Source organism: Puniceicoccus vermicola, assembly GCF_014230055.1.
In the GTDB taxonomy this organism is placed as follows: domain Bacteria; phylum Verrucomicrobiota; class Verrucomicrobiia; order Opitutales; family Puniceicoccaceae; genus Puniceicoccus; species Puniceicoccus vermicola.
Genome location: NZ_JACHVA010000082.1, coordinates 155436 through 180324, shown reverse-complemented (window position 1 = coordinate 180324; position 24889 = coordinate 155436). Strand labels below are relative to the sequence as shown.

The 24889-nt window shown below is 52.0% G+C and carries 18 protein-coding genes; 15 read left to right on the top strand and 3 right to left on the bottom strand.

Translation table 11 applies throughout. The features are described from left to right. Nucleotides 1–827: 827 nt before the first annotated feature. Entirely contained in the window at nt 828–2324 is a 1497-nt protein-coding gene (locus H5P30_RS10600; protein WP_185692920.1) for a glycosyl hydrolase family 28-related protein, read from the top strand. A gap of 70 nt (nt 2325–2394) precedes the next feature. Here H5P30_RS10600 and H5P30_RS10595 read toward each other — a convergent pair whose 3' ends face one another. After that, nucleotides 2395–2670 carry a hypothetical protein gene (locus H5P30_RS10595; RefSeq protein ID WP_185692919.1) on the bottom strand — a complete coding sequence of 92 codons (276 nt, stop codon included), beginning with the start codon at nt 2668–2670 and terminating at the stop codon, nt 2395–2397. A gap of 219 nt (nt 2671–2889) precedes the next feature. On the opposite strand from H5P30_RS10595, the gene H5P30_RS10590 reads away from it, so the two are divergent. The 8 genes from H5P30_RS10590 to H5P30_RS10555 all read left to right on the top strand — a co-directional run bounded on the left by H5P30_RS10590 (nt 2890) and on the right by H5P30_RS10555 (nt 14256). Then, nucleotides 2890–3921 (top strand): DUF4380 domain-containing protein, encoded by a 1032-nt coding sequence (locus H5P30_RS10590; RefSeq protein ID WP_185692918.1) that lies wholly within the window; start codon nt 2890–2892, stop codon nt 3919–3921. 128 nt (nt 3922–4049) lie between these two features. Further along, complete coding sequence (locus H5P30_RS10585) at nt 4050–6278, top strand: WD40/YVTN/BNR-like repeat-containing protein (protein WP_185692917.1); 2229 nt, start codon at nt 4050–4052, stop codon at nt 6276–6278. Nucleotides 6279–6318: 40 nt separating this feature from the next. After that, nucleotides 6319–7482 (top strand): polysaccharide deacetylase family protein, encoded by a 1164-nt coding sequence (locus tag H5P30_RS10580; RefSeq protein WP_185692916.1) that lies wholly within the window; start codon nt 6319–6321, stop codon nt 7480–7482. Nucleotides 7483–7943: 461 nt separating this feature from the next. Further along, nucleotides 7944–11126, top strand: a complete 3183-nt coding sequence (locus H5P30_RS10575) for a hypothetical protein (protein WP_185692915.1) — start codon at nt 7944–7946, stop codon at nt 11124–11126. A gap of 11 nt (nt 11127–11137) precedes the next feature. Further along, nucleotides 11138–11863: a hypothetical protein gene (locus H5P30_RS10570; protein WP_185692914.1), complete on the top strand. Its 726-nt coding sequence runs from the start codon at nt 11138–11140 to the stop codon at nt 11861–11863. Between the two features lie 204 nt (nt 11864–12067). Beyond that, nucleotides 12068–12751: a prepilin-type N-terminal cleavage/methylation domain-containing protein gene (locus H5P30_RS10565; protein ID WP_185692935.1), complete on the top strand. Its 684-nt coding sequence runs from the start codon at nt 12068–12070 to the stop codon at nt 12749–12751. 355 nt (nt 12752–13106) lie between these two features. Beyond that, nucleotides 13107–13916 carry a PEP-CTERM sorting domain-containing protein gene (locus H5P30_RS10560; RefSeq protein WP_185692913.1) on the top strand — a complete coding sequence of 270 codons (810 nt, stop codon included), beginning with the start codon at nt 13107–13109 and terminating at the stop codon, nt 13914–13916. A 172-nt stretch (nt 13917–14088) separates the two neighbouring features. Further along, nucleotides 14089–14256 (top strand): hypothetical protein, encoded by a 168-nt coding sequence (locus H5P30_RS10555; protein WP_185692912.1) that lies wholly within the window; start codon nt 14089–14091, stop codon nt 14254–14256. Here H5P30_RS10555 and H5P30_RS10550 read toward each other — a convergent pair. Beyond that, the gene (locus tag H5P30_RS10550; protein ID WP_185692911.1) at nt 14226–15317 is read right to left on the bottom strand and encodes a substrate-binding domain-containing protein; all 1092 of its coding nucleotides are present in this window, start codon (nt 15315–15317) and stop codon (nt 14226–14228) included. The two genes, H5P30_RS10555 and H5P30_RS10550, sit on opposite strands and share 31 nt — an antisense overlap. Nucleotides 15318–15335: 18 nt before the next feature. Here H5P30_RS10550 and H5P30_RS10545 point away from each other — a divergent pair, with 18 nt between their 5' ends. From H5P30_RS10545 to H5P30_RS10520, 6 genes are all read left to right on the top strand, one after another. Beyond that, nucleotides 15336–17168 carry an alpha-galactosidase gene (locus H5P30_RS10545; protein ID WP_185692910.1) on the top strand — a complete coding sequence of 611 codons (1833 nt, stop codon included), beginning with the start codon at nt 15336–15338 and terminating at the stop codon, nt 17166–17168. 34 nt (nt 17169–17202) lie between these two features. Next, entirely contained in the window at nt 17203–18939 is a 1737-nt protein-coding gene (locus H5P30_RS10540) for a sodium:solute symporter family transporter (RefSeq protein WP_185692909.1), read from the top strand. A gap of 224 nt (nt 18940–19163) precedes the next feature. Beyond that, nucleotides 19164–19889: a hypothetical protein gene (locus tag H5P30_RS10535; RefSeq protein WP_185692908.1), complete on the top strand. Its 726-nt coding sequence runs from the start codon at nt 19164–19166 to the stop codon at nt 19887–19889. Between the two features lie 213 nt (nt 19890–20102). Then, nucleotides 20103–21170 (top strand): LacI family DNA-binding transcriptional regulator, encoded by a 1068-nt coding sequence (locus H5P30_RS10530; protein WP_185692907.1) that lies wholly within the window; start codon nt 20103–20105, stop codon nt 21168–21170. A 190-nt stretch (nt 21171–21360) separates the two neighbouring features. Then, the gene (locus tag H5P30_RS10525) at nt 21361–22437 is read left to right on the top strand and encodes a LacI family DNA-binding transcriptional regulator (protein ID WP_185692906.1); all 1077 of its coding nucleotides are present in this window, start codon (nt 21361–21363) and stop codon (nt 22435–22437) included. Between the two features lie 122 nt (nt 22438–22559). Beyond that, complete coding sequence (locus H5P30_RS10520; protein ID WP_185692905.1) at nt 22560–23210, top strand: hypothetical protein; 651 nt, start codon at nt 22560–22562, stop codon at nt 23208–23210. Nucleotides 23211–23705: 495 nt separating this feature from the next. On the opposite strand, the gene H5P30_RS10515 is transcribed toward H5P30_RS10520, so the two are convergent. After that, nucleotides 23706–24722 carry a LacI family DNA-binding transcriptional regulator gene (locus H5P30_RS10515; RefSeq protein ID WP_185692904.1) on the bottom strand — a complete coding sequence of 339 codons (1017 nt, stop codon included), beginning with the start codon at nt 24720–24722 and terminating at the stop codon, nt 23706–23708. Between the last annotated feature and the right edge of the window lie 167 nt (nt 24723–24889).

Here is a 24889-nt window from a genome sequence, read left to right as displayed (position 1 = left end):
TTAGAAGCATCTGTGGACGATCCACTGTCCCTCCGACGGTCAGGTTCTCGTCTGCCTTCGCTTCTGCCGGAGCATTTTTTTGATTTGCTAAGCCCCCAAAAAAACGTCTGGCTCGGCCTCAAACTAATTTAGGGGAAGGTTGAATCTACTCTGATCAGTTGACGATGGCCCGAGCCGCAGACTGATCTTAAATTGAGCAGCCGTGAATCCAACAAAGAGAATCCAAAACCCTCTTTGCTCACCGAAAACCTGATTCCAGAGCCAACGGCGACTCCTCTAGAATGAGTCGCAAAATTCTCGGCAGAAACCCTTCATCCTGAGAATTGTGACTGTAACAACTCCGCTGGACTCCTCTTTTTTTCATCACGCCGGCTAGAATCGCCGCTCATCTGAATCGGTGTGTCCCTCCGACACGGCCTTCCCAAGCATTCCCTAATCTACGGACTAAAAGTTTTCAATTCCCGATGAGATACGATTAAGAGCCCCTGATCAGCCTTTAGCTTTCTGCTGCTGCTAACGATCGGGAGAAATTCTCCCGATCGTTTTTCTCTTTCGACCCATCATCAACGAATTCGCATGCTCTTTCCCCAACGGACCTTCACCCACGATCTCTCCAACTTAAACAAAATCTGGAATTTCGCCGATTTCCGAACGCCTCAAAACTTCTGCCGCGCGAACGGAAAAAAGAGAGTGTATTTACCCGGGAGCAACAACCCAAAATGGTCGCCTATTTTCTGCGAAATCTCTGGGCACCCCACCGATGCTAGCGCCAACGATTGCGAACCCACCTGTTATTTTAAATTTTAAACCTAGCGTTTTCCGATACGATGAATGCCACCCATTCTGATCTTTGGGGTAAATCTGGTGAAAAATGGGATCCCCAGGGGCGTCTGCCCGACTTTTCTTTCGCTGGATACCATTCTGGCGAACAGCCAATTCCAGAACCTCAATCAGGGATCAGTGTCCTTGATTTCGGCGCCGTTGGAGACGGTCAAACCGACTGCACAGAAGCGTTCCGTCGAGCCATCGCGGAGAGCGACGGTCTGGCCATTGAGATTCCCAAAGGCCAGTTTATCATTAGCGACATTCTCTGGATCCGGAAGCCCAATGTTGTATTGCGCGGGGAAGGCTCCAAGAACACCATTATTCTCCCCACGACAAAGCTTGAGATGGTGCGCCCGAGAATGTCATCCACGACGGAAGGCCTGAAAACCTCAAGCTATTCCTGGTCCGGTGGTTTTATCTGGATTCACGGCCAACTGGAGCACAAACCCATCACCAAAATTACCGCGGAAGCAGTAAGAGGCGCCCAAATCCTAACCGTCAAAGATACCAGTGGTTTAAACGCGGGGCAAATGGTGACGATTCAAATGGAAGACAGCGGCGATGCTTCGATCATCCGACACCTCTATGTCGACGACGAATGGGAGAATATCGAAGACTTGAGCCTATACCAACGGACCACCTTTGTTACACGCATTCAACACATACGCGGAAAGCAAATTATTCTCGAACGTTTTCTTCCCTTTGACATCCGACTGGAGTGGAATGCCGAGATCATGACATTCGCCCCCGAAGTGACCGAATGCGGGATCGAAAATCTAAGTATTAAATTTCCTACCGAACCTTATGGCGGACATTTCAAGGAATGGGGTATGAACGCGGTTGCCATCGACGAGGCAGCCCATTGCTGGGTTCGAGATGTTGAAATCCACAATGCCGACAGTGGAATCTTCCTGAAAAGTCATTTCTCCACAATTGACGGCCTCACCCTGACTTCGAATCGCCCGAAAACTGAGGGTGACGCGGGTCATCACGGCGTTTCCTTCAGTAATCATTCGCAGGACAACTTGCTCCAGAATTTCGATTTCCAAACTCGATTCATCCACGACATCACCGTCGAAAACGGGGCGAACGGCAATGTCGTCAAACGAGGAAGAGGTCTGGACTTATCTCTCGACCATCACCGCCTCTGCCCAAACCGAAACCTCTTCACCCAAGTCGATGTCGGGAAGGGCGAGTCGGTCTGGCGATTTGGAGGGGGGCCTCGGCGGGGAAAACACACAGGACGAGGAGCCACGTTCTGGGGCATCTCCAGTCAAAAAGCCATCTCCCACCCGGGCCCCGAATTCGGCCCCGAAGAAGTAAACTTTGTAGGCCTCGACAGTCAGGGACCCAGCTCGAAAGACATCTCTGGGCTTTGGTGGGAAGCCATCCCTTCGGAAGGTCTCCAACCCTCCGACCTCCATCAAGCACAGCTTACCCGGCGTCTCCAGAAAAGCAGTAGCGAGGATCCAGATTCCTTTAAAACCTACCGGGTCTGACCGGAGAAATGTATCTTTATAAAACGATTCTCGTAGTGATCCTGATAGTCTTTTCCACCGACGGCACGGATCACTGTTGTCTGATCTTCATATCCGGCGGCATTGCCCAAAGCATCAAAAATGTCAGGAACGGTAAGGTCTCCTCCTGCCCAATCGTAAAACTGTTGCCGATGAACAGTAGAACTCTCTCGACGAAAACAGCGGAGACGGAGCAGACGGCAGCAAGAAGATAAAGAGCAACCCGTAGGCTCCGGAAAATAAAGGCGATTGAACTCATGCGTATACTGTGGAGGTTGGAAAACCGAATATGTTCCTGCTGCCGCCCCCGTGAAACTAGTCGGTCCATGTAACTGTCACCTCGAAAGGATGCCTATCAAACCTCTACGAGGAGCCAGCCCAGGGCTTCCACTACCGAGCTGCAATCAGCTCTCCACTGATCTCCTTGCGTGACAGTAACAACCGAAGAAGAGTTTTCTCTCTGGAAGAGAACCCATCACACACCTAGGTTAATTTTTCTCCCTCCTGTAAACATCAAAAGGATACGTTCAGAACTACTCCTTCTCCGATGCATCGAGCCCTCTATTTTCTCTACCTCTCCTTCCTGCTCTGTTGCTTGCCCTATGGCGATGCAGCCGAAAGCGACCTACTCTTGCTGAAGAATGAGGAGCTAGTGATTGGCATCAAAGTGGACCTCGGCGGACGCATCATGCTGTTTCGACGTGCAGACGGAGAGAACGTGCTCCATTCGGATCCGGCCGATTGGTCATTAACAGACGATGAGATCCCCAAAGCAGAAAACGCTCCCGACCTGACTGAATATCAAGGACATATTGTATGGATCGGACCTGCTTCAAAATGGTGGGAGGATACAGATGGCGATCTGTCTCCCCCGGATAAGTCCTTTCATCCGGACCCCTACCTGCTCTATGACCGTTGCGAAGTGATGGAACACTCCGCAAACCGCCTAGTGCTACAGGGGAATATCAGCCCGCTGAACGGGATGCGGATGACGAAGATTTTCGAGTTCGGAGCTCCCGGCCAACTGAACATCACCGTATCAGTGACCAACGAGCGCACTCGTCCCGTAACTTGGAATATTTGGTCGAATACCCGATTTCACCCCGAAGGCCAGTCAGGTTTCTCGATTCCCGAGAAAGGCAACCTAAGCTTCGCCTTTAGTGCTTGGAGACCACATACTGAACGACCCCTGTACTATGAGATCCATAACGGTGTAGTTTCTTTTGGCCGTCCCTCTGTGAGCGATCTGGAAGACTATAGTTTTTTTGGAAAACTGTCCTTCTCCGAGTACCGAGCCATCATCGCGGTCTACAAAGACAATCTCTTCATCAAAAAAGTCAGCGACGAAGTCCTGCCCGGCGAAGTTCCCGCAGAGCATTCCCCACTCGAAATCTATCAACGCTACACGCAGGATTCTCGCGGCCATTTGATGGAACTCGAATTGCATTCCCCGGAGTTCACGCTCGCACCTGGTGAATCCGCCAATTTCTCTGAGCAATGGAACTTGATGCAGCTAACCGCCGAAGAGCAGGACTGGCCTTTCGAGAAAATCGTCACCAATTCGCAGCACTTGCCTTGATGTGACTGTAACATTTAAAGAAAGGTTTTCCGATCCAGGTGGAAGACGCTAGCTTTTTGCTCACATCTTAGTAGATCAAGCCCACCTCGGGCTCGCGGATTGAACCGCCGCAAATCTGACACAAATCTATGCTACGTTTTCTGCTCATTCCATTCGTCTCGATTTTGGCAACCGCGCCCGCTTGCCTTTTCGGCCCGCCCGGAGAGCTGCCCAAAGACTCGTCCTCAACTGAGCAGAGCGATGCGGTTCATCACAGCGATGTTGGTATTATTTTCAACCCGACCGAAAACCTGGCTGAGTATGGGCATTGGCGTTCGAGCAAGATTGGTGGAGGCGGCTACCTACTGAATGTCATCCCGAATCGGGTCGATCCCGATCGGCTCTACGCGCACAGTGATGTCGGTGGAATCTTTCGCTCCGATGATGGGGGACGCAATTGGTATATGATCCACATCAACTACCATCCTCAGAGTCTTGACTGTGTCCGTGATCTGCTAGTGGACCCAGAGAATCCAGATTTCCTGATCGCCGCCGTAGGCGATCAATGGATGCCACAACAAGGAATCTTCAAGAGCACCGATGGCGGTGGGACTTGGGAAAAGGTCCTCGACACTCAAGTTTTCGGTAACGGTCCCAATCGAAGCACAGGCCGGATCCTCCAGCGATCACCCGCCGATGAGAATTTGATCTATGCAGCGCCCGGCTGGGACGGGATTTTTGTGAGTCCCGATGCTGGCGATAACTGGATTGGGCTCGGGCTCGACAAAGTCTACGTGAACGACCTTAAGATCGACCGCAGCAATCCCAATCGACTTTTCCTCTGCGCCGCAGCCAGCAAAATGTCGAACATAACAAGCTGGAAAGGGAAACGCCAATACAGCAAACTGGACGGAGGTCTTTACCGTTCCGAAGACGCCGGAATGAACTGGGAGAAACTTTCGGACGATTCCCCTATCGAAATCGTTCAAAGCCCCGTAGACCCTCAAGTCTGGTTCGGAATCTTCAACGGGATTCGAATCGCCTCCAGCTCTGACTACGGAAAAACGTGGAAAGATGCCTCCGAGGGACTTCCAACAGCCGAAAAGAAACAATCCCCCACCTCCGGCCTCAGCTACAGAACCATCGGAGCGGGTCCGGATTTCCTTTTGGTCGGAAATGGCAGCGGAAGTTTCTTCATTAAAAAACCGATCGATTCACCTTGGAGAGAAGTCGAATCGAAACGAATTCAGGGAGATTGGTTCGCACGAACCAAACCAAACCATTGGGATAAATTTGGCAGGGCAACTGCGTCCATCGTCGTCGATCCTCTGGACCCCGATCATTGGTATTTTAGCGACTACTATGCCATTTACCAGTCATGGGACGCTGGCAAGACCTGGATCCTGACGATCGACGGGATCGAGAACACCGTCATTCACACGGTTGCTCAGGCGCCCCAGAACCCCAATATTGTCCACATGGGTATGGCCGATAACGGCTACTTCCGCTCTATCGATGCCGCCACCTCGTTCTCCCACGCGGAGGGCACCTCCGATAACTGCAAGGCGATCGCAGTTGCACCCTCGGCGCCGGAGACCGTCTACATTCTCGCTCCCCGTTATCATGGTTGGTACGCTGATACTATCTACGTAAGCCTAGACGGCGGAAAGAAGTTTCACAAATCGCCGATGACGAATATTCCTAAAGAGGAGAAGAAATGGCGGGTGAACTCTCTCGCAGTCGACTCTGGGAATCCCCGAGAAGTATACATAGGAGTAAGCGGCCCAATAGAATCAGGAAAAGGAGGAGTCTGGCGCAGCACGGACATGGGCAAAAGCTGGTCGTGGGACAGCGACGGCTTGCCTAACGGAGATTCGTTTTTCCAAAGCTCTATCTGGGACTCTGGCTTTCAGCTGTCCCGGAGCCCGAATGGATCGATGGTCGCGATCAAAAACAATGCGGTGTACTACCGGAACTCAGACGAAGATACATGGGAACGATCTTCGGCTAGACTCTCTGGCAGCAAATTCATGCAGGTTCTGAGTGTCCCCGACCAAGAGGGCGTGTATTTACTTTCCGAAGAAAACGGAGGTCTACACCAGAGCCGCGACAACGGGAAAACTTGGACCAAGATCCTGGACCAAGGAATTCACTCTGTCTCGGTCGACCAAAACGACTCTCAGCGGATCGCGGTCGCGCTCGACGAAGTCGGCGGAATTCTCATCACTGGAAATGGAGGTCAAAACTGGCACCCTGTCGATGATCACCTGCCCCAGCGGCAGCGGCTCAAGATGGCCTTTGCTGGAGACCGTCTTGTCGTCGGCACTCCGGGCAACGGGGTCTTTTACCTTCCTCTGAATTCGGTGAATCAGAACTAAATTTTCATTTTCCAGAACAATCCCAAACAGAATAAATCTCATGCTCAGAAAACTGAATCAGATCGTTTCCATTCTCGTCCTCTTGGCATGCGTCCAGAGCTTATTGGCAGAGAGCGACTCCAATATTCTTCGATACGGATCATGCGATGAGGGAAGCAAAGGCTGGTATAAGTGGACGGGCTCCGGCTCCATCAAGGTCGAAACCGACCCGGTCGGCCTGAATTCTGGCCAAGGAGTAAAAATCATTGCAGAGGGTGATCCGGTCAAAGGAAGTGTATCGATGCCCTTTTCCTATCGCGGTGAAGTCACGGTCTCCGGCTACGCACTCTCGACTACGGAAAGCCCAACCAAGGTTTCTCTTCAGTGTTTTGACTCCGATTCGAAAACGATCGCTTGGATTGACCTCGCCCTCTTGGACACACCTGATAAAAAAAGCAGCTTCAGCAAGACTGTCGTACTCCCTGAGAATGCGGCGAAGACCAACCTAGCGGTAAGCGTATCCTCAGCCGGCAGTGTGCGGGTCGACGATCTTAAGGTGATGCCGACCGATCTCCCGGAGGAGCCTTCATCACTCGAAGTGCCAACCGTTGATGAGGTCACCATTCGACGGATCAAATCCGTCGAAACCGACCAACCTCTAATTGCTTTGACCTTCGACGATGGACCGAACGACCTGAGTCCGAAATATCTCGACCTCTTCGCCAAGGAAAACATCAAAGCTACTTTTTTCTGGAAAGGGAAAAGCGTCGCCCAACGCCCCGAGATTGCCCGGCGCATTGTCGAAGAAGGACATGAAGTGGGAAACCACTCCTATAGCCATCCCCGTTTCAATCAAATCAGCGACGTCGAAGCGTATAAACAAGTAATCGAGACCCAGGAAATCATTCAAAAGACCACCGGCAAGAAACCGACTCTCTTCCGAGCCCCCTACATCCTCTACACCCCGAAGTTGATGGAGATTCTGCAAGCAACCGAACTCCAGCCGATCGATTGCTCCGTGGGAGTCACCGACTGGCACAAAGATACCACGGTCGATCTCATCATTGAGCGCGCTACCACTGAGAAAACCCAGGCCGGCAGCATCATTCTCATGCACGATTGGTCCCCCAAGAGCCTCGAAGCCTTACCCACCATAATCGAAATTCTTCGGGAACGAGGCTACCGCTTCGTGACGGTGTCTGAGCTTCTTGCAACTGCCCGTTAGATACCGACCTTCTAAGCTATCCTCGCTCTGGCATCGGGAGCTCGAGCGAGAGCCATCCCCCCACGCCGTCACGGGCTATCCGCAGATCGCGCAGGGGACAAGATATTCCCTGAATTCGGTATTACAAGCAACGGGCCGAGATTCCTTTTGAAAGGATCACCTCGAAGCGCAATCCGGTCTACACTTCAAATGAAATCACCATCCATCCGACTTGTTACAGTAACACCGGAGAAGGATTTTCCACCATTGCTTTTCTACTCCATTCTCAAAGAAATTCAAATTAGGCCGCGCACCTCCCATCACTCCTCCTTTCGAGGTTCGGCCAAATTGAAACCCACCCAAAAAATCCGAAACCTGTCCGCTCGCTCCCTCACCCCGAAAACATGCGACATCCTTCACCGCTCAATCCAGAATTTCCCATAAATCGCGATGGCTTCGCGATGATCGTTTCCCTAAGTTTGATGGGATTCATTCTCCTGATCTTGATCAGTTTAACGGCCTTCATTTCGGTGGAGACCCAACATTCAGCTTCAGTGAGGAAAACCCTCGAAGCACGCCAGAACGCCCAACTCAGCTTAATTCTTGCCGTAGGCAACCTACAGAAGTATGCTGGCGAAGATCAAAGGGCCACCGCTCGAGCCGACATTTCTCCGGTCAATTCAGCAAATCCGTTTTGGACAGGAGTCTGGAATTCGAACGACACCTCGCAATCACCGGCTTGGATCGTCAGTGGCAACGAAGCCCTCTCTCCCGACGACCCGAATTACCAAACCCCATCCGTAGCACTTCCCGATCCCGCGCCGCCCTACAACACCGTCTGGCTCATCGATCAGAGTGTGAATGACCCCTCCGATCGCGTAAAGGTCTCAACCGTCGAACTCAATGACGCCAATGGTGTCCCAACGGGAAAGATCGCCTACTGGGTCGGCGACGAAGGCCTCAAAGCCAAGTTCAACATCGAGTCTGAAGACAACACTCCGAGCAGCAGCCGCACAGGTTCCCCAACCACTCTAGCCTATCAGTTTGGCATTAACCAAATAGATACACGATTTTCCTCCCTCGACATCGAGGAGGATTCTCGAACTGGCCGTGCGCTTTCTCTGAATGAGCTATCGCTTTTGGCAGACGATTCAAGCATCGCTAGAAACTACCGACATGACCTCACCGCCTACTCCGAAGGACTTCTGACTGATTCTCGCAACGGCGGATTCAAAAAAGATCTGACCTTCGCCTTCGCAGACGACGGCGTCTTCAACATGGAATTCGGTGCAAATCCAGCCGGGGCCGACCGATATTTTCTCGACCTCATCGAACCCTCAACGGGTCGCACAGGCCCGAACTGGACCATTCTAAAAAACTATTATAGCTTGTATCGTCAGGTAGGAAACACAGCGAATATCGATCTACAAGTTCCCAATCCAGCCTTGAACACCGCAATGAGGACAGACTATGTCCCGTATAAGCACGGAACCATCAATGATTTTTGGCATTATAAATACACCGACACTTACCATCGAAACAATCCAGTGACTCCAGTCATGTCTCGCCTCCAACTTGATTTTGGGATCAAGACCGAGCTGCATGGCGGTGCTGGACAGTATAAAATAGAAATACAGGTCCGACCGATGTTCGGGATTTATAATCCTTATAATGTGGCCATCAATGACGCCGCCTACCAGATTCACTTCGAGCTCAATCCTTCTTTCGAATTGGTTGTAGACGGCACCAGCTATACATTTGATTTTGATGACCAAAATGTTCTGACCTATGGAAGTAACTATCTCAATTTCCTAGTCGAAACGCCGAGCGGGGAATACATCGATTTCCAACCCGGAGAAACTCGATTGTTTGCTCCCCTTCATCGCAAACTACTAAAAAACACAAGCAACGGAGTTAACGAGGACTACATTCTCCGTAACACTTACACGCAGAACGGATCCCTCTTCTTTACCGTCCGAGACAAAAGTGGGAACATCATTTATGCGGATCCAACCTCTGTGATTCAAATCAGGGAAATAGACATCGGTGAAGACGCCTTTGTGTGGTTGCGTGGAGGCCCTAGCCGAGCGGAGGCACACAGCATTCAGCGAATTAAACGTCTATGGCAGGACTCGTCACTCGGGCCCAAGTTAATTGATTCAAATAACCCTCCGGCCCCCAACACCGCACAGGATCTGGCAACCGGACGAGAGCTCGCCAGCTGGGCCTTCAACATGCAAACCTCGAAAAGCGACTACGGCTTGCGCAACGGAATCGACAGCAACCTGAGAACCTTGCAAGGCAACCCGGATTGGGACGGCTTTCGGAGCGGAAATGGCAACATACTAATGAGTGGCTTCTCCTATCAGGGGGAACAGGGACTTCTCTCTTCGCCACTTGAACCGGAAACCTTTAACAACACCCGTTACTCAGGAAGGTGGGGCAATACGATCAGGACCGAAGGGCAGGGACACGTTGTTCTCTTCGATATCCCCCGGGAACCCTTGCTTTCCTTGGGCGCTCTCCAACACGCTAACCTCTCGCGCTACAATCACCAACCAAGCTTCATCATTGGAAACTCTTACGCAAACCCACGAATTAAGGCAAACGACACCGAAAGCATTGGTTTTGGGGGGCTCTCCGACTTGGATATTTACGACCTCCCCTACCTGATCAATGAGCAAGTCTGGGACAGCTACTTCTTCTCGTCCATCGATCCGAACTTGAGCAATGGACAAATCGAAAACCTCATAGCTAACAAGAAATATCGGAACAAACGATACGCTTTCAGTGAAAATGCCTCTGACCTGACCGCCATCGGCGTCTTCGACGATGCGAAAACGGATATCGACGACTTCCATGCTCTCGCCTCTTACATGACCGTCAATGGTCCGTTCAATGTAAACTCCACATCCGTTGAGGCATGGATCTCCGTTCTCAGCTCGATGGATAACTTGGCGCTACCGGTCCACGAACCAACCACGAATACCACCACCGTCACCACCGGAAACCTCTTTTTCACTCGATTGAGCAACCCATACGGCCTTGCCTACAAGACTATCGACAATTCCGGCTTCGACAATTTCTGGCGTGGATATCAGGAATTGACGACGACCCAGATTACCGACCTCGCCACCGAAATCGTCCGGATTCTCAAAGCGCGGGGCAGCCCCTTCGGGACGCTCGCGGATTTCGTAAATCGAAGCCTGATTGACCTACCTGACACGACCGAGGATGAGCGACTCAGCGGAATTCTTCAACAGGCCATTGATACGACCTCCACGAACATCAACAGCAACATTGACCCGAATCTGACCGATTCCGTCGGAGTCACTCACGGCAGCACACCGTTCCTCACAACAACCTCTGGCCAGCAGGCTTCCGGCACACCGGGGCACCTGTTGCAAGGAGACCTTCTTCAAGCCCTTGGCCCCATACTGACCACACGCTCCGATACTTTTGTCGTACGCGCCTATGGCGACTCCCGCAGCGAAGTGAGTAACGATGTGCAGTCTACTGCCTATTGTGAGGCCATTGTTCAGCGCATGTCCGAACCGGTCGAAGGAGACCCCAATTCCAGCATCGATCGCAACGACCCGCCGGGAACCTTCGGGCGTCAGTTCAAAATCGTCAGCCTCCGTTGGCTGAGCCCCGACGAAGTCTAACTTTCAATCCCATGAAGCTTCTAAAACCGGCCTCCTTCTCGATCCTTCTCTTGTCGGCATGGATTGCCCCCTCCCTCCCAGGCCAAATTGGGGAGGAGAACCTCGTTGAGGTTAAATTCACCACCTTAAACTGGGCTCCTTCGGTGATCCGTGATCTCAAGTTTGAATCTGATAGTGAAGTGCAAACCGCAACCGTCTACAACCGCGGACTGTCCATTCCCGTGAACTACAAAGGCCCGGCAAATCTCGTCTTCTTCCGCGAGACCGCCCACCCACAAACCGGAGAGATGGTCCGAACCCCGGTCGCCCAAACGCGTCTCCCCAAGAATCTTAATGAGGTGCTGCTCGTATTTCAGAAAAAAACCAACTCTCAGCGAGAATTCTATCGGGTTTATCCAATCCCGCGAAACCGCAAACAATTCCCTCGTGGAAGCTACCAGATCTTCAATTTCAGCGACTTTAGCATCACTGGTAAAATCGACGACGAGATGTTCACTCTCGCCAAGCAGGACTCGGTCATCGTTGAGCTTCCGGCTCAGCAAACAACCACCATTGAGGTTAAATTCGCCCGCTCCGAAGGCGATGAATGGAAGCTGGCCTACAGTTCCCTGTGGGGTCATAAAACCGACAATCGCGTCAACATCTTCATGTTCAACAGCGATGACCCCGTAAACCCCATCGAAATCCGTCGTTACAAGGAATTTGTTCCTGCGGAGCAACCAGCAGAGGAGCAATAGAATCAAAAACCTAAAGGCCCGAGACACAAATGCCCGGAGAATTCTGCGCGGGATCGATCTGTCTGATTCAGAAAACTCCCTCAGCAGTGAGGCTGAGAACTCTCCTGTTGCGGTAACAACATCGTTCCTCAACGTATCAAAAAATTAATTCTCAGACAATTGCCCTGCAATGAAAGAGAATCCCACTCGAAAAGAATCGAAAAAATGCCCTCTCCCATCCATCCATCAATCCCGCTTCGTCGAAAGTTTCGCAGTGCGTTTACACTCATAGAGCTTCTTTGTGTAATCGCAGTCATCGGAATATTGGCGGCGATCATCGTCCCTGCTGTTGGCCATATTCGCCAAAAAGGCAATTCCAGCAAATGCCAGAGCAACCTACGGCAACTCCAAGCGGCCAATTCTCTGTATGCCTCCGACCACGGTTACTTTATCCCCAGCATTACCAACACCCTCAGCAGCGGTGGGAAGATTGATCGGGTCAACTGGTACGAGAATCCCGAAGTCCTCGAATACATGGGAGACCAGCCTCCTTTGAAGTGCCCTACCAACTTAAACAACAAGGAATTCAAGCCTGGGGGGATGTCGGGGTTTAGCTACGGTCTCAACATCACCGATGTCCCAGGAGGATGGAGCGAGCCCGGTAAACGTACGGCGCGAGTTGTCGAGGTCGCCAATCCGTCCACCACGATGGCTTTTGCCGATGCCGTTGACTGGCAAATACTCATGTACGCAGCCCGCAGTTCTAAAGACGACCAGTACGTGGCGCACGCCATATCATACCGGCACAACGGAATGGCAAACATCGCGTTCTTCGATGGAAGTGTAGTCAGCATGTCGAAAGACGAAGTTGCCGGCAATCATAAGCTCTGGAAAATCGTTCAGAAGTAAGTCCGATTCTAGCAGCAAACTAACCCTACTGACTGAAAGGGTTCAAAACTCAGTAGATCTATTCTTCTGAGGCATAGAGGTCTGTCGTTTACGAACGGCGTGCCTTTCTTTTTGCGTTGAATGGATAGTGCCGTTCAAAGAGTCGAGCGCTGCCTCATGGAATAGATTCGGACGACTCCAAATGTATGGCTCTACACCACTGGCAATAGGAGGTGTGACTGTAACAGGACTAAGGGGATTTAAAACGGATGGGACGACTGCAATATTCTGAGACACATCCTCGAGAGATCGAGTTAACTGTTTCACACAACCCAAACAAATCATGAATTCAACATCACCTCATCCCTGCCATCCTATGATACGGACCCTCCTCATCGCCACTGGTTTACTGGCGGCACTGGCCGCTTCCGGCCAGACGACAACAATCTTCAGTGACGCATTCTCTGGAAGTTTCGGGGATGACATCAATGGCACAACACCAGACGTCGGTACGGGAACTTGGTCTACCCCTAGCTACGTAATTAACGGCGGAAACCGAGTCAGAACCCGTAGTGGTGGTACCAACGCCGCCAACTCTACCAGCTACTTGTCGACCAGTCTAGGCGCCGGAAATAGCTATGAACTCTCCATTGATATGTATTCAGACACATTAGCGTCTGGAACAACTTCACAATTTCTCGGCTTCGGATTTTTCAGCACGGTTGGCTCCAAATTCCAACCTTTTAGTAGTCAAAGTCCAAGCACCCCTTGGACCTACCTACGAACCGGCGAGACAGACACGGGTGACCTATCCCTCTTTGCCGATGGATCCAGTGCAACAGCCATTGATTCAAACTTTGATATCACGACGAGCCGCAACTTTAAGCTCATCCTCAATACTTTTGACACCGATGCTGGAACTCTTGGTGACCAGTTTTCCCTGGAACTGTGGGTGGATAATGTGCAGTACGGCTCGACTTATACCTATTCCTCCTCCGAATCCGCCGATCTCCTGTCAGAGATAGTTGCAGTAGGATTTACGGCCAATATTGTCTCGGGCGGCCAGAATGGATACTTCGATAACTTCACCCTGACCAGCACAGCGATCCCCGAACCGGGAACCTTCGCTCTACTTTCCGGTCTCGCCATGTTGAGCGCTGTAGTGATGCGCCGCCGCCGAACCTAATTTTTTGGGCCCCCTTGGCTAATTGGTTCAAGATGCCTGCCGTTCTCGGACGGCAGGCTTTCTTTCTTCATTCCCAATCACGCGCAGACCATTCCGAACCCTCTTCGCACTAATTATTGGACTCGCCCTGACCGCGAGTGCCTCGGCAATTTCACTGGCCTACAACGGCCGAATGACCTCGGGCAGTGCTGCACCTGAAGCCGGTTCTTCGTTCAAAGACCCAGACCCGAGTACGGTAAATGAAGCCGCCGAGATTGTCGTGGATACGCCCGAATCCCAAGCGATCGACTCACGGAAGGTCGGGGGGGATCAAGTCCTCGGTCCGGTCTGGAAACGATAGGCTCGGGGAGTGAGATTCGTTGAAGAGCGAAAGGCCGAGTAAAACGCTTTGGTGGTGGGAAAGCCGCATTCCTCCCCGATCAATTCATTACTTAAATCCGAATGGCGAAGTAAATACTTGGCACGCTCCACACGGACTCTTTGAATTTCCTCATAGGGACTCCGCCCAGTTGCTTCCCGAAAACGGCGATTCAATGAACTCTGGGAAATCGGAAATTGCCCGAGAAGATCCACCACATTCAGGCCGCGTGGGGCATCTGAGCGGATCACACTGAGGATTCGTGCGATCAATGGATCCTGAAGGCGAATATCAGTGGACTCCCTCGCCACGACACCTAAGGAAGAAACATAACCAGACGGGCTAACTGGCCTACCGGACATCAGATCGTCAAGACGGCGCGCCCCTTCAAATCCTATTTGATAGGAGCCGGGATCGACTGAAGTGAGTGTGGGTTGAACCATTGTACAAATGGAGTCATCATTACCCGCTCCCACGATACACATCTCACCAGGGATCCGAATCCCGGCTTCGTGCGCACAGTTGATGACTTCCCTCGCAAGTAAGTCATTTGCCGCGAAAAGACCAAACGGAGCCGACCAATTCTTCAGCCACAGGATGAGTTCTCTTCGATCACTTGGACTTCCAATGTTGAAAACATCAACCTCGCGGCCCGCTTCAGCCGCAGTTCGCAAAAACGTTTCTTGGCGCAATTGGGAATAGAGCACCCCGCCGAATCCCACATACCCCATGCGCTTGAGGCCCAAACCGCGCAGATGCTCGAAGGCCTGAAGCGCGAATGAGACGCCATCACTCGTCAGAAATGGAATCCCGTTTTCTACCATTCCCGCTGAAACCAGACCAAACTTAGGTCCTTTAAATCTCAAAGAGGCCTCCCGATCCACTGGCTTCAAAGGCCTCGTTAAAAGGCCGTCGCACCAATACGGGACGTTGATGGCTCCGACAGCTGACTCAAAACAAGGAAGAACGATTTCCCAACTCGCTCGCTGCCGAGCAAAATCGGCAGCGCCGCGAAGCATTTCCCGGCCTTCCCCACTCGACACGTCAATAGTAATCCCTACATGCACAACAGGCGCCGTCACACAGAAGACCATCTCCGGTTCCTGCTATTCGAGCAAGAAAATTTGGGCAATATCGACACATTCTATACTGTTTTCACCATTGTCTGCGGGAGCGATAATGCCTATAATCACCGTTTTGCGCCTACCGAATCCAACAGCAACCACCCCTCTCCCTCTCCAACCTTTTTACGAATGCCCCACGAAGAAGTTTTCCCCAGCGGTATCGAAACTCAATCCTCTAAGATCGAGCAGGGACAATCAAGCCATTCAGGTCGACCTTCAAGAATTTTGGAAATCGCCTCCCCTCACCTCAAACTCACTCAGGTCTATCTGAATGATGCAACCGACCATAGCGACGAGCTCGTTCAGGAGCGGGTCTGGCTTTTGCACCCCAACGAGGATGACTTGGCTTTGGATGGAAACCTCTTCCAGATCGAAGACACGATCCATCAGTCGGGCTACATTTTTATCAAGCGCGCCCCTTTGCCTTCAGCACGAAAAGTCCCGGCAAATTCAGACTTCAGAGTGACGTTTCACCGCGAAGCAGGCGTTTCGGTCCGCTTGTATGAAAAAGAATCGGAGGGCACCTGGACCGTTCTCCAATACGAGGGAGGCGAATTAGGCCGGACCCAAGCTCTTCAGAACTGGCAAAGAGAGCAACGCCCTGACAACGAGATCCAAAGACTTCCCCGCTTTCTCAGCAACACTTGGGGCGATCGCTCCCAGGATTCCCGGATGAGAGAAGAGTTCATTCTTGCCGAAATTGATGCTGCCGCCCAAATCGGAGTCGAGGTTGTTCAACTCGATGACGGGTGGCAGCAAGGGACCAGCGCCAATTCGACGAATGCCGAAGACAATGGAGGAGTCTGGGAGAATTTCTGGCAGACAAACCCTAGATTCTGGGAGGTTGATCCTAATCGCTTCCCCAACGGATTACACCCGATTCTTGCGCATGCAAAAAACCAGGACATCGAAATCGGCCTGTGGTATGCACCCGACTCGTGGAATAGTCTAGAGAACTGGAAAAAAGATGCCGAGAAAGTCCTGGAGCTTCATCGCACCTACGGGATCCGGTTTTTCAAAGTGGATAGTCTCAATGTGAACACGGATGACGGACGTAATAACTTACGCGCATTCTTCAACCGGGTTCTCACCGAAAGCCGGGGAGAAGTCCTCTTCGATCTCGATATCACCGCCGGCAAACGGCCGGGGTACTTAGGTGAAATTTCCGTAGGGCCTCTCTTTGTCGAGAATCGCTACTCAGACTGGAGGTCATATTGGCCGCATCACACCCTTCGCAATCTGTGGCAACTTTCCCGATGGATCGATTCGAAACGATTGCGAATGGAATTCTTGAACAAGGAGCGCAACACCGCGAAATACAGTCAGGACCCGCTCGCTCCGGCCCACTACAAATCCGATACCCTATTCGCAACGGTCATGTTCGCGAACCCTCTTGGTTGGTTCGAATGCTCGAATCTCCCAAATGACTATCAAAAGGACTTGGCGCCTCTAGTTCAAAAATGGAAAGATCATCGCCAAGAACTATTCAGCGGAACAATCCTTCCGATCGGGAAGGAACCAGACGGGATTGCTTACACAGGATTCATGTCTATTGCCGTAAAGAAAGATCGTGGATTCATCCTGATCTTCCGCGAGCGGAATCCCAGTAACCATGCCCGGATCGAACTCCCCAGCGGTCTCGAACTTGAAAAGGTAGACTGGGAAATCCTAAGCCCCAATGGAGCAGTGGAATCAGAGTCGGATTTTCTTCGGATCCAAATACCTGAAAGCCTCGATTATGTCTTCGCGCGCTTCATCGCCCGCGCTTGAGCCCCTCGACCATTTAACCCTCGAAGACGACCCCATGAATATCATCGAAGTCTCATTATTCATCCTCGCCGTTGTCGGTGTCATCACCCTCGGAATCTGGAAAAGTCGCGGGAGCGGAAATTACGAGGAAAAAGGAGCTTCCGACTACTTTCTCGCAGGGCGAGGCCTGACTTGGTGGCTAGTAGGATTCTCCCTGATCGCCGCGAATATCTCAACGGAACAGTTTGTCGGTATGTCCGGATCTGCGGCAAACTGGCTCGGCATGTCCATCGCATCCTACGAATGGATAGCGGCGATCACCCTAGTCATCGTGGGCTTCTGGTTCCTTCCTAAATTTTTGAAGGCCGGTCTATACACGATCCCAGAATTTCTCGAATACCGTTTTGATGGTGTCGCTCGGATGGCCATGGCGATCCCTGCCATCGTCACAATGGTTTTCGTGACAACATCATCCGTCATCTTCTCTGGAGCAAAGTTTGTATCGGAGTATTACAATACCGTTCCCATTCTCAACAACTTGACCGCGGTCTGTTGGATGATCGCTCTTTTTGCCGCACTCTATGTCTTCGTTGGAGGATTGAAAGCCTGCGCATGGACCGATTTGGTTTGGGGGTCTGCGCTCATCCTAGGTGGACTCATCGTTATGATCTTAGCTTTCTCGGTCCTCGCCCAAAAGCCGGCCGATGAACTAATTCTGACTAAGGTCCATAATTCAAACGCAACCGTTGAAGATCTGCAGGATGCGAATGCCTGGGAACGGTTCATGCTCTTGAACGACGGTGTCGAAGGCGAAGCAGTTGCCAGAGAAGGCGAGAACGGGATCGGCGGAAAGGCTCACATGATCCGTCCAAAAACAGACTCCGACCTGCCATGGACCGCCCTCCTCATTGGCCTTTGGATTCCCAATCTTTTCTACTGGGGTCTGAACCAATATATCGTTCAACGCACTCTCGGATCAAAGTCGCTAGCCGAAGGCCAAAAAGGCATCGTCTTCGCCGCTTTTTTAAAACTACTCATCCCTTTCCTTGTCGTCATACCAGGAATACTAGCCTACAATCTATTTAGCACCGATCTTCTGGATAGTGCGACGGGAGCATACGACTACGACCGAGCCTTTCCGGTCCTCGTCCGAAACCTAATCAAACCAATGCCTTTAGTTTCCTGGTTTGTTCTCGCTGCATTGACCGGCGCAGTCATTAGCTCTTTGGCTTCCATGCTGAACTCCGCATCAACCATCGCCACCATGGACCTGTACTCCAAGTTCAGCGGAGAAAAAGACCCAGTCAAACTGGTTCGCGTCGGACGTGCCTTCGTCGTTATCTTTGTCCTTATGGCCGCCTTGGTCGCTCCCCAACTCGACAAGTTCTCCAGTATCTTCGCCTATATTCAGGAATTCCAAGGATTCATTTCTCCGGGAATCCTGGCCGTATTCATTTTCGGTTTTTTCTCACCGAAGACGCCTCGCTATTTCGGAGCTATCGGCATCGCCCTCAACGTCTTTGCTTACGGATTCTTCAAGTGGGTGGGAGGCCCCTTTTTGATCTCACGCGGCTGGTGGTATTCTGACCAAATGGCCTTTCTCGACCGAATGGCTCTTTGCTTTTTCATCGTCATTCTCGCTGGTATTGCCCTGACGAAGTGGAAGCCGATGAAAGTCCCGGTCGTGCTGCCGGAAAATGAAGCCATTGAACTCAAGAGTTCAAAACCAGCCATGATTTGCGGGTATGCAGTCATTGTCGCAACTCTCGCGCTCTATCTAATTTTCTGGTGAGCGTCAGGGACTCGGTTTCAAAAGTAGTAAAATCGACACTATTTCAGCAATTACTGCCATTATTCCCGGCAAGGAAATCTGTTAAAATACACTCAAATATTGATTTTGAAACCTTCCACCTTCAATCTCTCGCAAGGTATTTAAACCTCCCGAGTTATCGGTGAACTCCCCCGATTCAAACCCTCTGCCAAACAGAAATCTGAACCCCATTTGTCCTATCCATCATGAAAATATCAATCAACCTTCTGCTCTCCACCTTAGGGATCGCACCCACCCTCCTCTGCGCGCAGTCAATCCTCATTGATTTCGGCGATGAGAACAAACAAACGACCGGACAGCCGGAGACTTGGAACAATGCCCACCTTGGCATTGTTGCCGGGGGGAATACAGGTCGGCTCTTTTCTGATATGGTCGATACGGAAGGCGAGCCAACCGGCATCTCGCTAGACATCACCAATGCTTTCGATGGAAGAAACATCAACGGATTCGGTTCCTCAAACTTCAACACGGGAGGGCCGACCCCTTATCCTACAACAGCGACGGAAGACAGCTTCTACACAGCCACTGCAGAAGCTGGAATCACTCCCAGCGACGGCCTAGGCATCTTGGAGTTCTCCGGACTCGACCCGGCAAAAACCTATACTTTCACCATGTATGCGTCCCGGAAAGCCACCGATAACCGCGAGACCCAATACGACTTTGTCGGTGAAAACAGCAATTCCGTCTATCTCAACGCAGGAGACAACATTGCGGGTACGGTAACGACCATTGGAATCCGTTCCACGGCAAGCGGAACGATTTCCCTTACCGTTCAAAAAGGATCCAATAACGAGAGCGAATATTCATACTTGGGTGCGGTTCAAATCAACGCTATCCCTGAACCCGCTTCGGCAGCATTTCTTTTCAGTGTTTTATCAGCGTCCTTCGTAATCTTACGCCGCCGCCGGTAGTCTCGCCCTGGCCGAGAAACCTTTCACTAGGACGGGTCTACCACTAGACCCGCCCCTTTTTTTAGATTCACAACGTCACCCGTTTCTTCGTAGCTCCTTACGAAGAAGCCTCCCGCAATGAAGCGGCGAAGGCATTTCATTTTCTTTGCGATGTAGCTTCGCGCGAAATGGGAATTGCCTCACCTATCTGCAACGGACACAAATTGGTAATTCATGCCCGGTTTGCCTTCGGATTCCAACCCACCCCAAAAAGCAGCGGTCTCACTACGCCAAGTCGCTGAATTAGTAGGCGTATCCCGGATGACGGTTTCTCGCGCCTTCCAGAAAGATGCTCCCATCAGCGAAGAACTGCGCAAGAAAGTCTTAGAAGCGGCTCACAAACTAGGATACAAGCCCGACAGGATGGTGAGCGAGCTCATGACTAGCTTTGCGAGCCGTCGGTCCATCTCCTATCAGGAAACCTTCGCCGCAATCTGGTCTCCCGAACGGTGGGCTGAAATCGGCACGGGCGAAGGATACCACTACGACCTCTATCACGGCTTGATCGAAGGTGCGAAACTCCATGGTCGGTCTATTGATCACATTGTCATGACCCAAGAGATGACCCCCCGAGTCATTGACCGGATGCTCACCGCTCGAAATATTCAGGGGGTTATCCTCACTCCTCCCAGCGCGGCCGACGCGGAACCTCCCGAACTGAAATGGGATCATTTGAGTGCCGCGACCATTGGCTACTCGTATCAAAAACCGAACTTCCATCGCACCCAACCTGGTCATTACAACATGATGGTCAGAGTACTCGAAACCTTAAATGAACGACAATACGAGCGACCCTGCTTACTGATCCATAGCGACATGGACAAGCGCACAAACAGAGGTTACCGGGCGGCCTTCCTGGCATGGGGCCATGACCCAGCCCGCATTTGGCAATCGCAAAGCCATTGCATTCCCGAACTATCTGAATGGTTAAATAGGGTAAAACCAGACGTAATCATCGGCGACTGGGAACTTTGGCACGATCTACTTCCAAACGAAGATCAAAAGACGGACTTTGTCGCCCTCTCCGTCCGCTCTATAGAGAGCCGTGTCGCGGGAATCTACCAGGACGCCGCGAGTATCGCCAAATGCTCCGTGGACCTGTTGGTACGCGCACGGCTTCAACACGAGCGAGGGGAACCCCGGGAACCTTTGCTCATGCTCACGTCGGGGACGTGGGTCGAGGGGACCACGTTGAAATCGACGCGGGAAAAGAAATCCGAGTCAACTCAATCCACCGTATAACCTCTAAACCAAACCTTGGGTTGGTCACAGGTTCGATGAAAAGGGTAAAACCCTAACTATTGAGACCTGGGGGAGAGTGAGATCAACTAAGACAGTCCACCGACGTTGATTCTTCTCATCGTCACCTCGGACGAGGTGCCGCTCCCGGATACGCCGAAAGAAGCCCCGGACCTCACGATTTCTGAGAGAAATGGATTGCCCAACATCTGTTACTGTCACAGCGTTTTCTGAGATGGTCGGTAAGTCCTCATCCAATTCACGCAAGGCGGCCTCCCTCCGTCAAGTCGCCGAGGAGGTCGGAGTGTCCCGAATGACCGTCTCTCGTGCCTTCAAGAAGGATTCGTCCATCAAGGCTGAGCTGCGCGAAAAAATTCTCAAAACGGCGAGCGACTTAGGATACGCTCCGGACAAGATGGTCAGTGAACTCATGACCCGTTTTGCCAGTCGGCGCCCCATCCATTACCAGGAGACCTTTGCCGCTCTCTGGTGGCCAGAGAGGTGGGCCGGAGTGAATTCGAATCATGGATTTGATGCGGATATCTATGACGGTCTTCAAGAAGGCTCAAAAATACACGGGCGAGGAATCGACCACTTCGTCCTCAACCCAGAGATGACCCCTCAAGTCATCATGGAAATCCTCGAAGCCCGGAATATTCAAGGAGTGATCATTACCCCGCCCACTTCCTCCGAAGCTCGAGTTCCTCAGCTCGAGTGGAAAAATCTCAGTAGTGTATTCGTCGGGAGTTCTCTCCGTGAGCCCGCCTTTCATAGATCCCAAACCAGCCACTACAATGCAATGTCTCAGGCTTTAGAGAGACTCCAGCAATCTGGGTTCAGCCGCCCCTGCCTTCTGCTCCGAAGTGACCTTGAGATGCGGATGCTTCGCGCTTATAGTGCCGCCTTCCTGGCGTGGGATCATCCGGCCGAACATATCTGGCAACCCCCTCAGCGAGAGGCCGACGGACTCAGTTCATGGCTTCAGAAGGTCAACCCAGATGTGATCATTGCCGACTCGGACCCTTGGTTCGAGCTCATCCCCAAAGCGGTCCGAGAAAGAGGCTTTTTATCCCTAGGGGTTCACGACCGTTCAGGAAGTATTTCAGGGATCTATCAGAATACGGCTCAAATGGCCCGGGGAGCAATCGACTTGCTCGTCCGCGCCCGCCTTTCCCATGAGACGGGAATCCCCGAGGCTCCGATTCTCCTCCTGACCTCTGGTGTTTGGATCGAAGGCCAAACACTGCCGGCCCGCCCCCTCCCCGTTTAGATTCCCAGTAGGTTCTTCTGCAAGTCGGTCAAGCCGAGGGCCGAATATACGAATTTCTCAGAACCATCGAGGAACTGACCGGGACATTTGCCATTCCAAGCTACCTGAATAAAGCCTGTAGGATGATTTTCAAACTCCGCCTCCTCGTCGTAATTCTTGTCCTTCTTCCTGGGTTTTCTCGCGCGAATGATTCCGCGGAGGACATCATGCAAAAGATCGCCTCTGCCTCCGGCCTCGGAGAATGGCCGTCTGTCGAGTCGATTGAATACACCTTTCATGTCGAGCTCCCCAGCCGTACAGTTGAGCGCAGCTGGAAATGGTGGCCCACAACCGATCAAGTCCAGTATGAAGATGGAGGAGAAACAATCACCTACACTCGGGGACCAGACGCCGATCCAGCGGTTGACGGGAAATTCATCAACGACCTCTACTGGCTGGCCTTTCCCTTCGCTGTCGTCTGGGACGACTCCGTCACCTTAAAAACCATCGACCCGGAAAACTTCACCGCCGGGATTGAGGCGGTTGGCGGGATCAAAGTCATCTATCCAGACGGTGTCGGCTACACCCCCGGTGATGTTTACGAAGTCTACTACGACCCAAACGACCGGATTACCCACTGGGTTTACCGTAAGGGAGGTAGCGAAGAACCGAGCCTCGTCGCGACGTGGAGCGACTACGAAAAAGTCGGACCCCTCACCTTGAGCACCGAACACAAAGCCTACCCGGACGGCCCATTTCATCTGTGGTTTACCGATCTGGTGGTGAAGCAGTAGGATGTGAACCTCCAAAAAGGAAAGGCCATCTTCCTCTTCAAGATTGGATCGCTTATCTGGTCCATTCGTCTCCTCAAGGAACATTGCAAAACCACAAGACCGCGCAGCTAAAGCTGAGCGGCTACTGTAAGCCGGATAAAAAACGAGGCGAGTGGTTCGGTTATCGATTTGTCAGTTCTCGGTTCGCCGTTCCTTGAGAATGCAAATCATCGCGACCTCTGCAGAGGACAGATCGATATTTTGGGGTATGGTGTTGGACTTTGATAGGTCGCCATTTCTCTCCTATCCGCAAGAGAGAGCTGGAAGCTCTCACTACTTTGGGAAAAATCTCTCCAATCGGTCCGGCTTACAGAGCAGGAAAAGGTTCGGTTTGGCTGGTGCCATTCTTCAGGCTCCTGGTCGTTATCCCGTAATCGATCACCACGGTCGGGCTGCATTCGTCATCCTCCGGGGGGGGATGGGAAAATCGTTTATCGTCTCGACGGAGCGACCTCCTCAGGCGGAACCCCGGAGGATCAATTCGGGCTCGTAGATCAGGGAAATCTCTCGGGTAAGTGGAACTCCACGAACGCGGGATTCAAACAATTCCGCAACGTCACGGGCGATCGTATCCATTGGTTGGTGGAGAGTGGTCAGGGAGGGAGTCACCAGTTCGCCCAGATCAATTCCATCAAACCCGACGATGGCAATGTCCTCCGGGACTCTTAGGGAGAGCTCTCGAAAGGCTTTGAGAGCGGAGATGGCAATAATGTCGTTCGCAGCGAAGAACGCGGTGGGCCGCTCGTCAGTGGACTCATTCTTTAGCAGGGCCAACATCTGGGAGAGAACAGACTTTGGGCCTCCCTCGGCGTAGATCGTGAACCTCTCTTGGATTGGACAGTCTGACTCGGCCATACCTTCGCGGTAGCCCTCCAACCGGGCCTGAACCGTACGACTCGCAGCGAGCCCCCCAAGGAATCCGATTCTCCGATGCCCCTGAGCGACTAAATAGCGAATGGCCTTCCGGACGGCTTCCTCGTTGCGAAGTTGAACAACTTCCGCCCCATCGACCAAATTCTCAATAACTCCTCCAAGAACCACGGGCTTACCTTGATGGATCATTTGGGAGCAAATTTTTCGACTTTCGGAACTCATCGGATGCTCAGAGGCACTGAAAAATATCCCATCGACGCGATAAGACTGCAGCGTTTGCAGAGCCCTGGCCTCTTCTCGTGAATCGCCAAAGCTTGAAGCTACCTGAATCGCAAAACCGCGCTCAAGGAAGGCATCGTGCATAGATTGGATCACCGCTCCGTAAAAAGGATTGTCGATATTGGGCACAACGACTCCAATCATTGAGGAAGATCCATTGCGCAAATTCGCTGCCTGCTGGTTGCGCACATAGCCCAGTTCTCGGGCAGCTTCCAACACCCGGTCGCGACTTTTGGACCGGAGGGATTGTCCGGCCAAAATACGGGCAGCCGTCTTTGGGGAGACTCCTGCTCGTTCCGCGACTTGGTAGATATTACTCATTCCTCCCCTGTTTACCCGAATTCATCGGGTGCGAAAAGAAATTCCAACAGGCTCGTAGCCGAATCGCCTCCCAATCTAATGGTCGAGACCTCACTAAATCCGGGCAAGAAACGCCTCTGCAACTGACTCGCCCTCATGTCCTCGAGGATACGGGTTCTTGCTTCCAC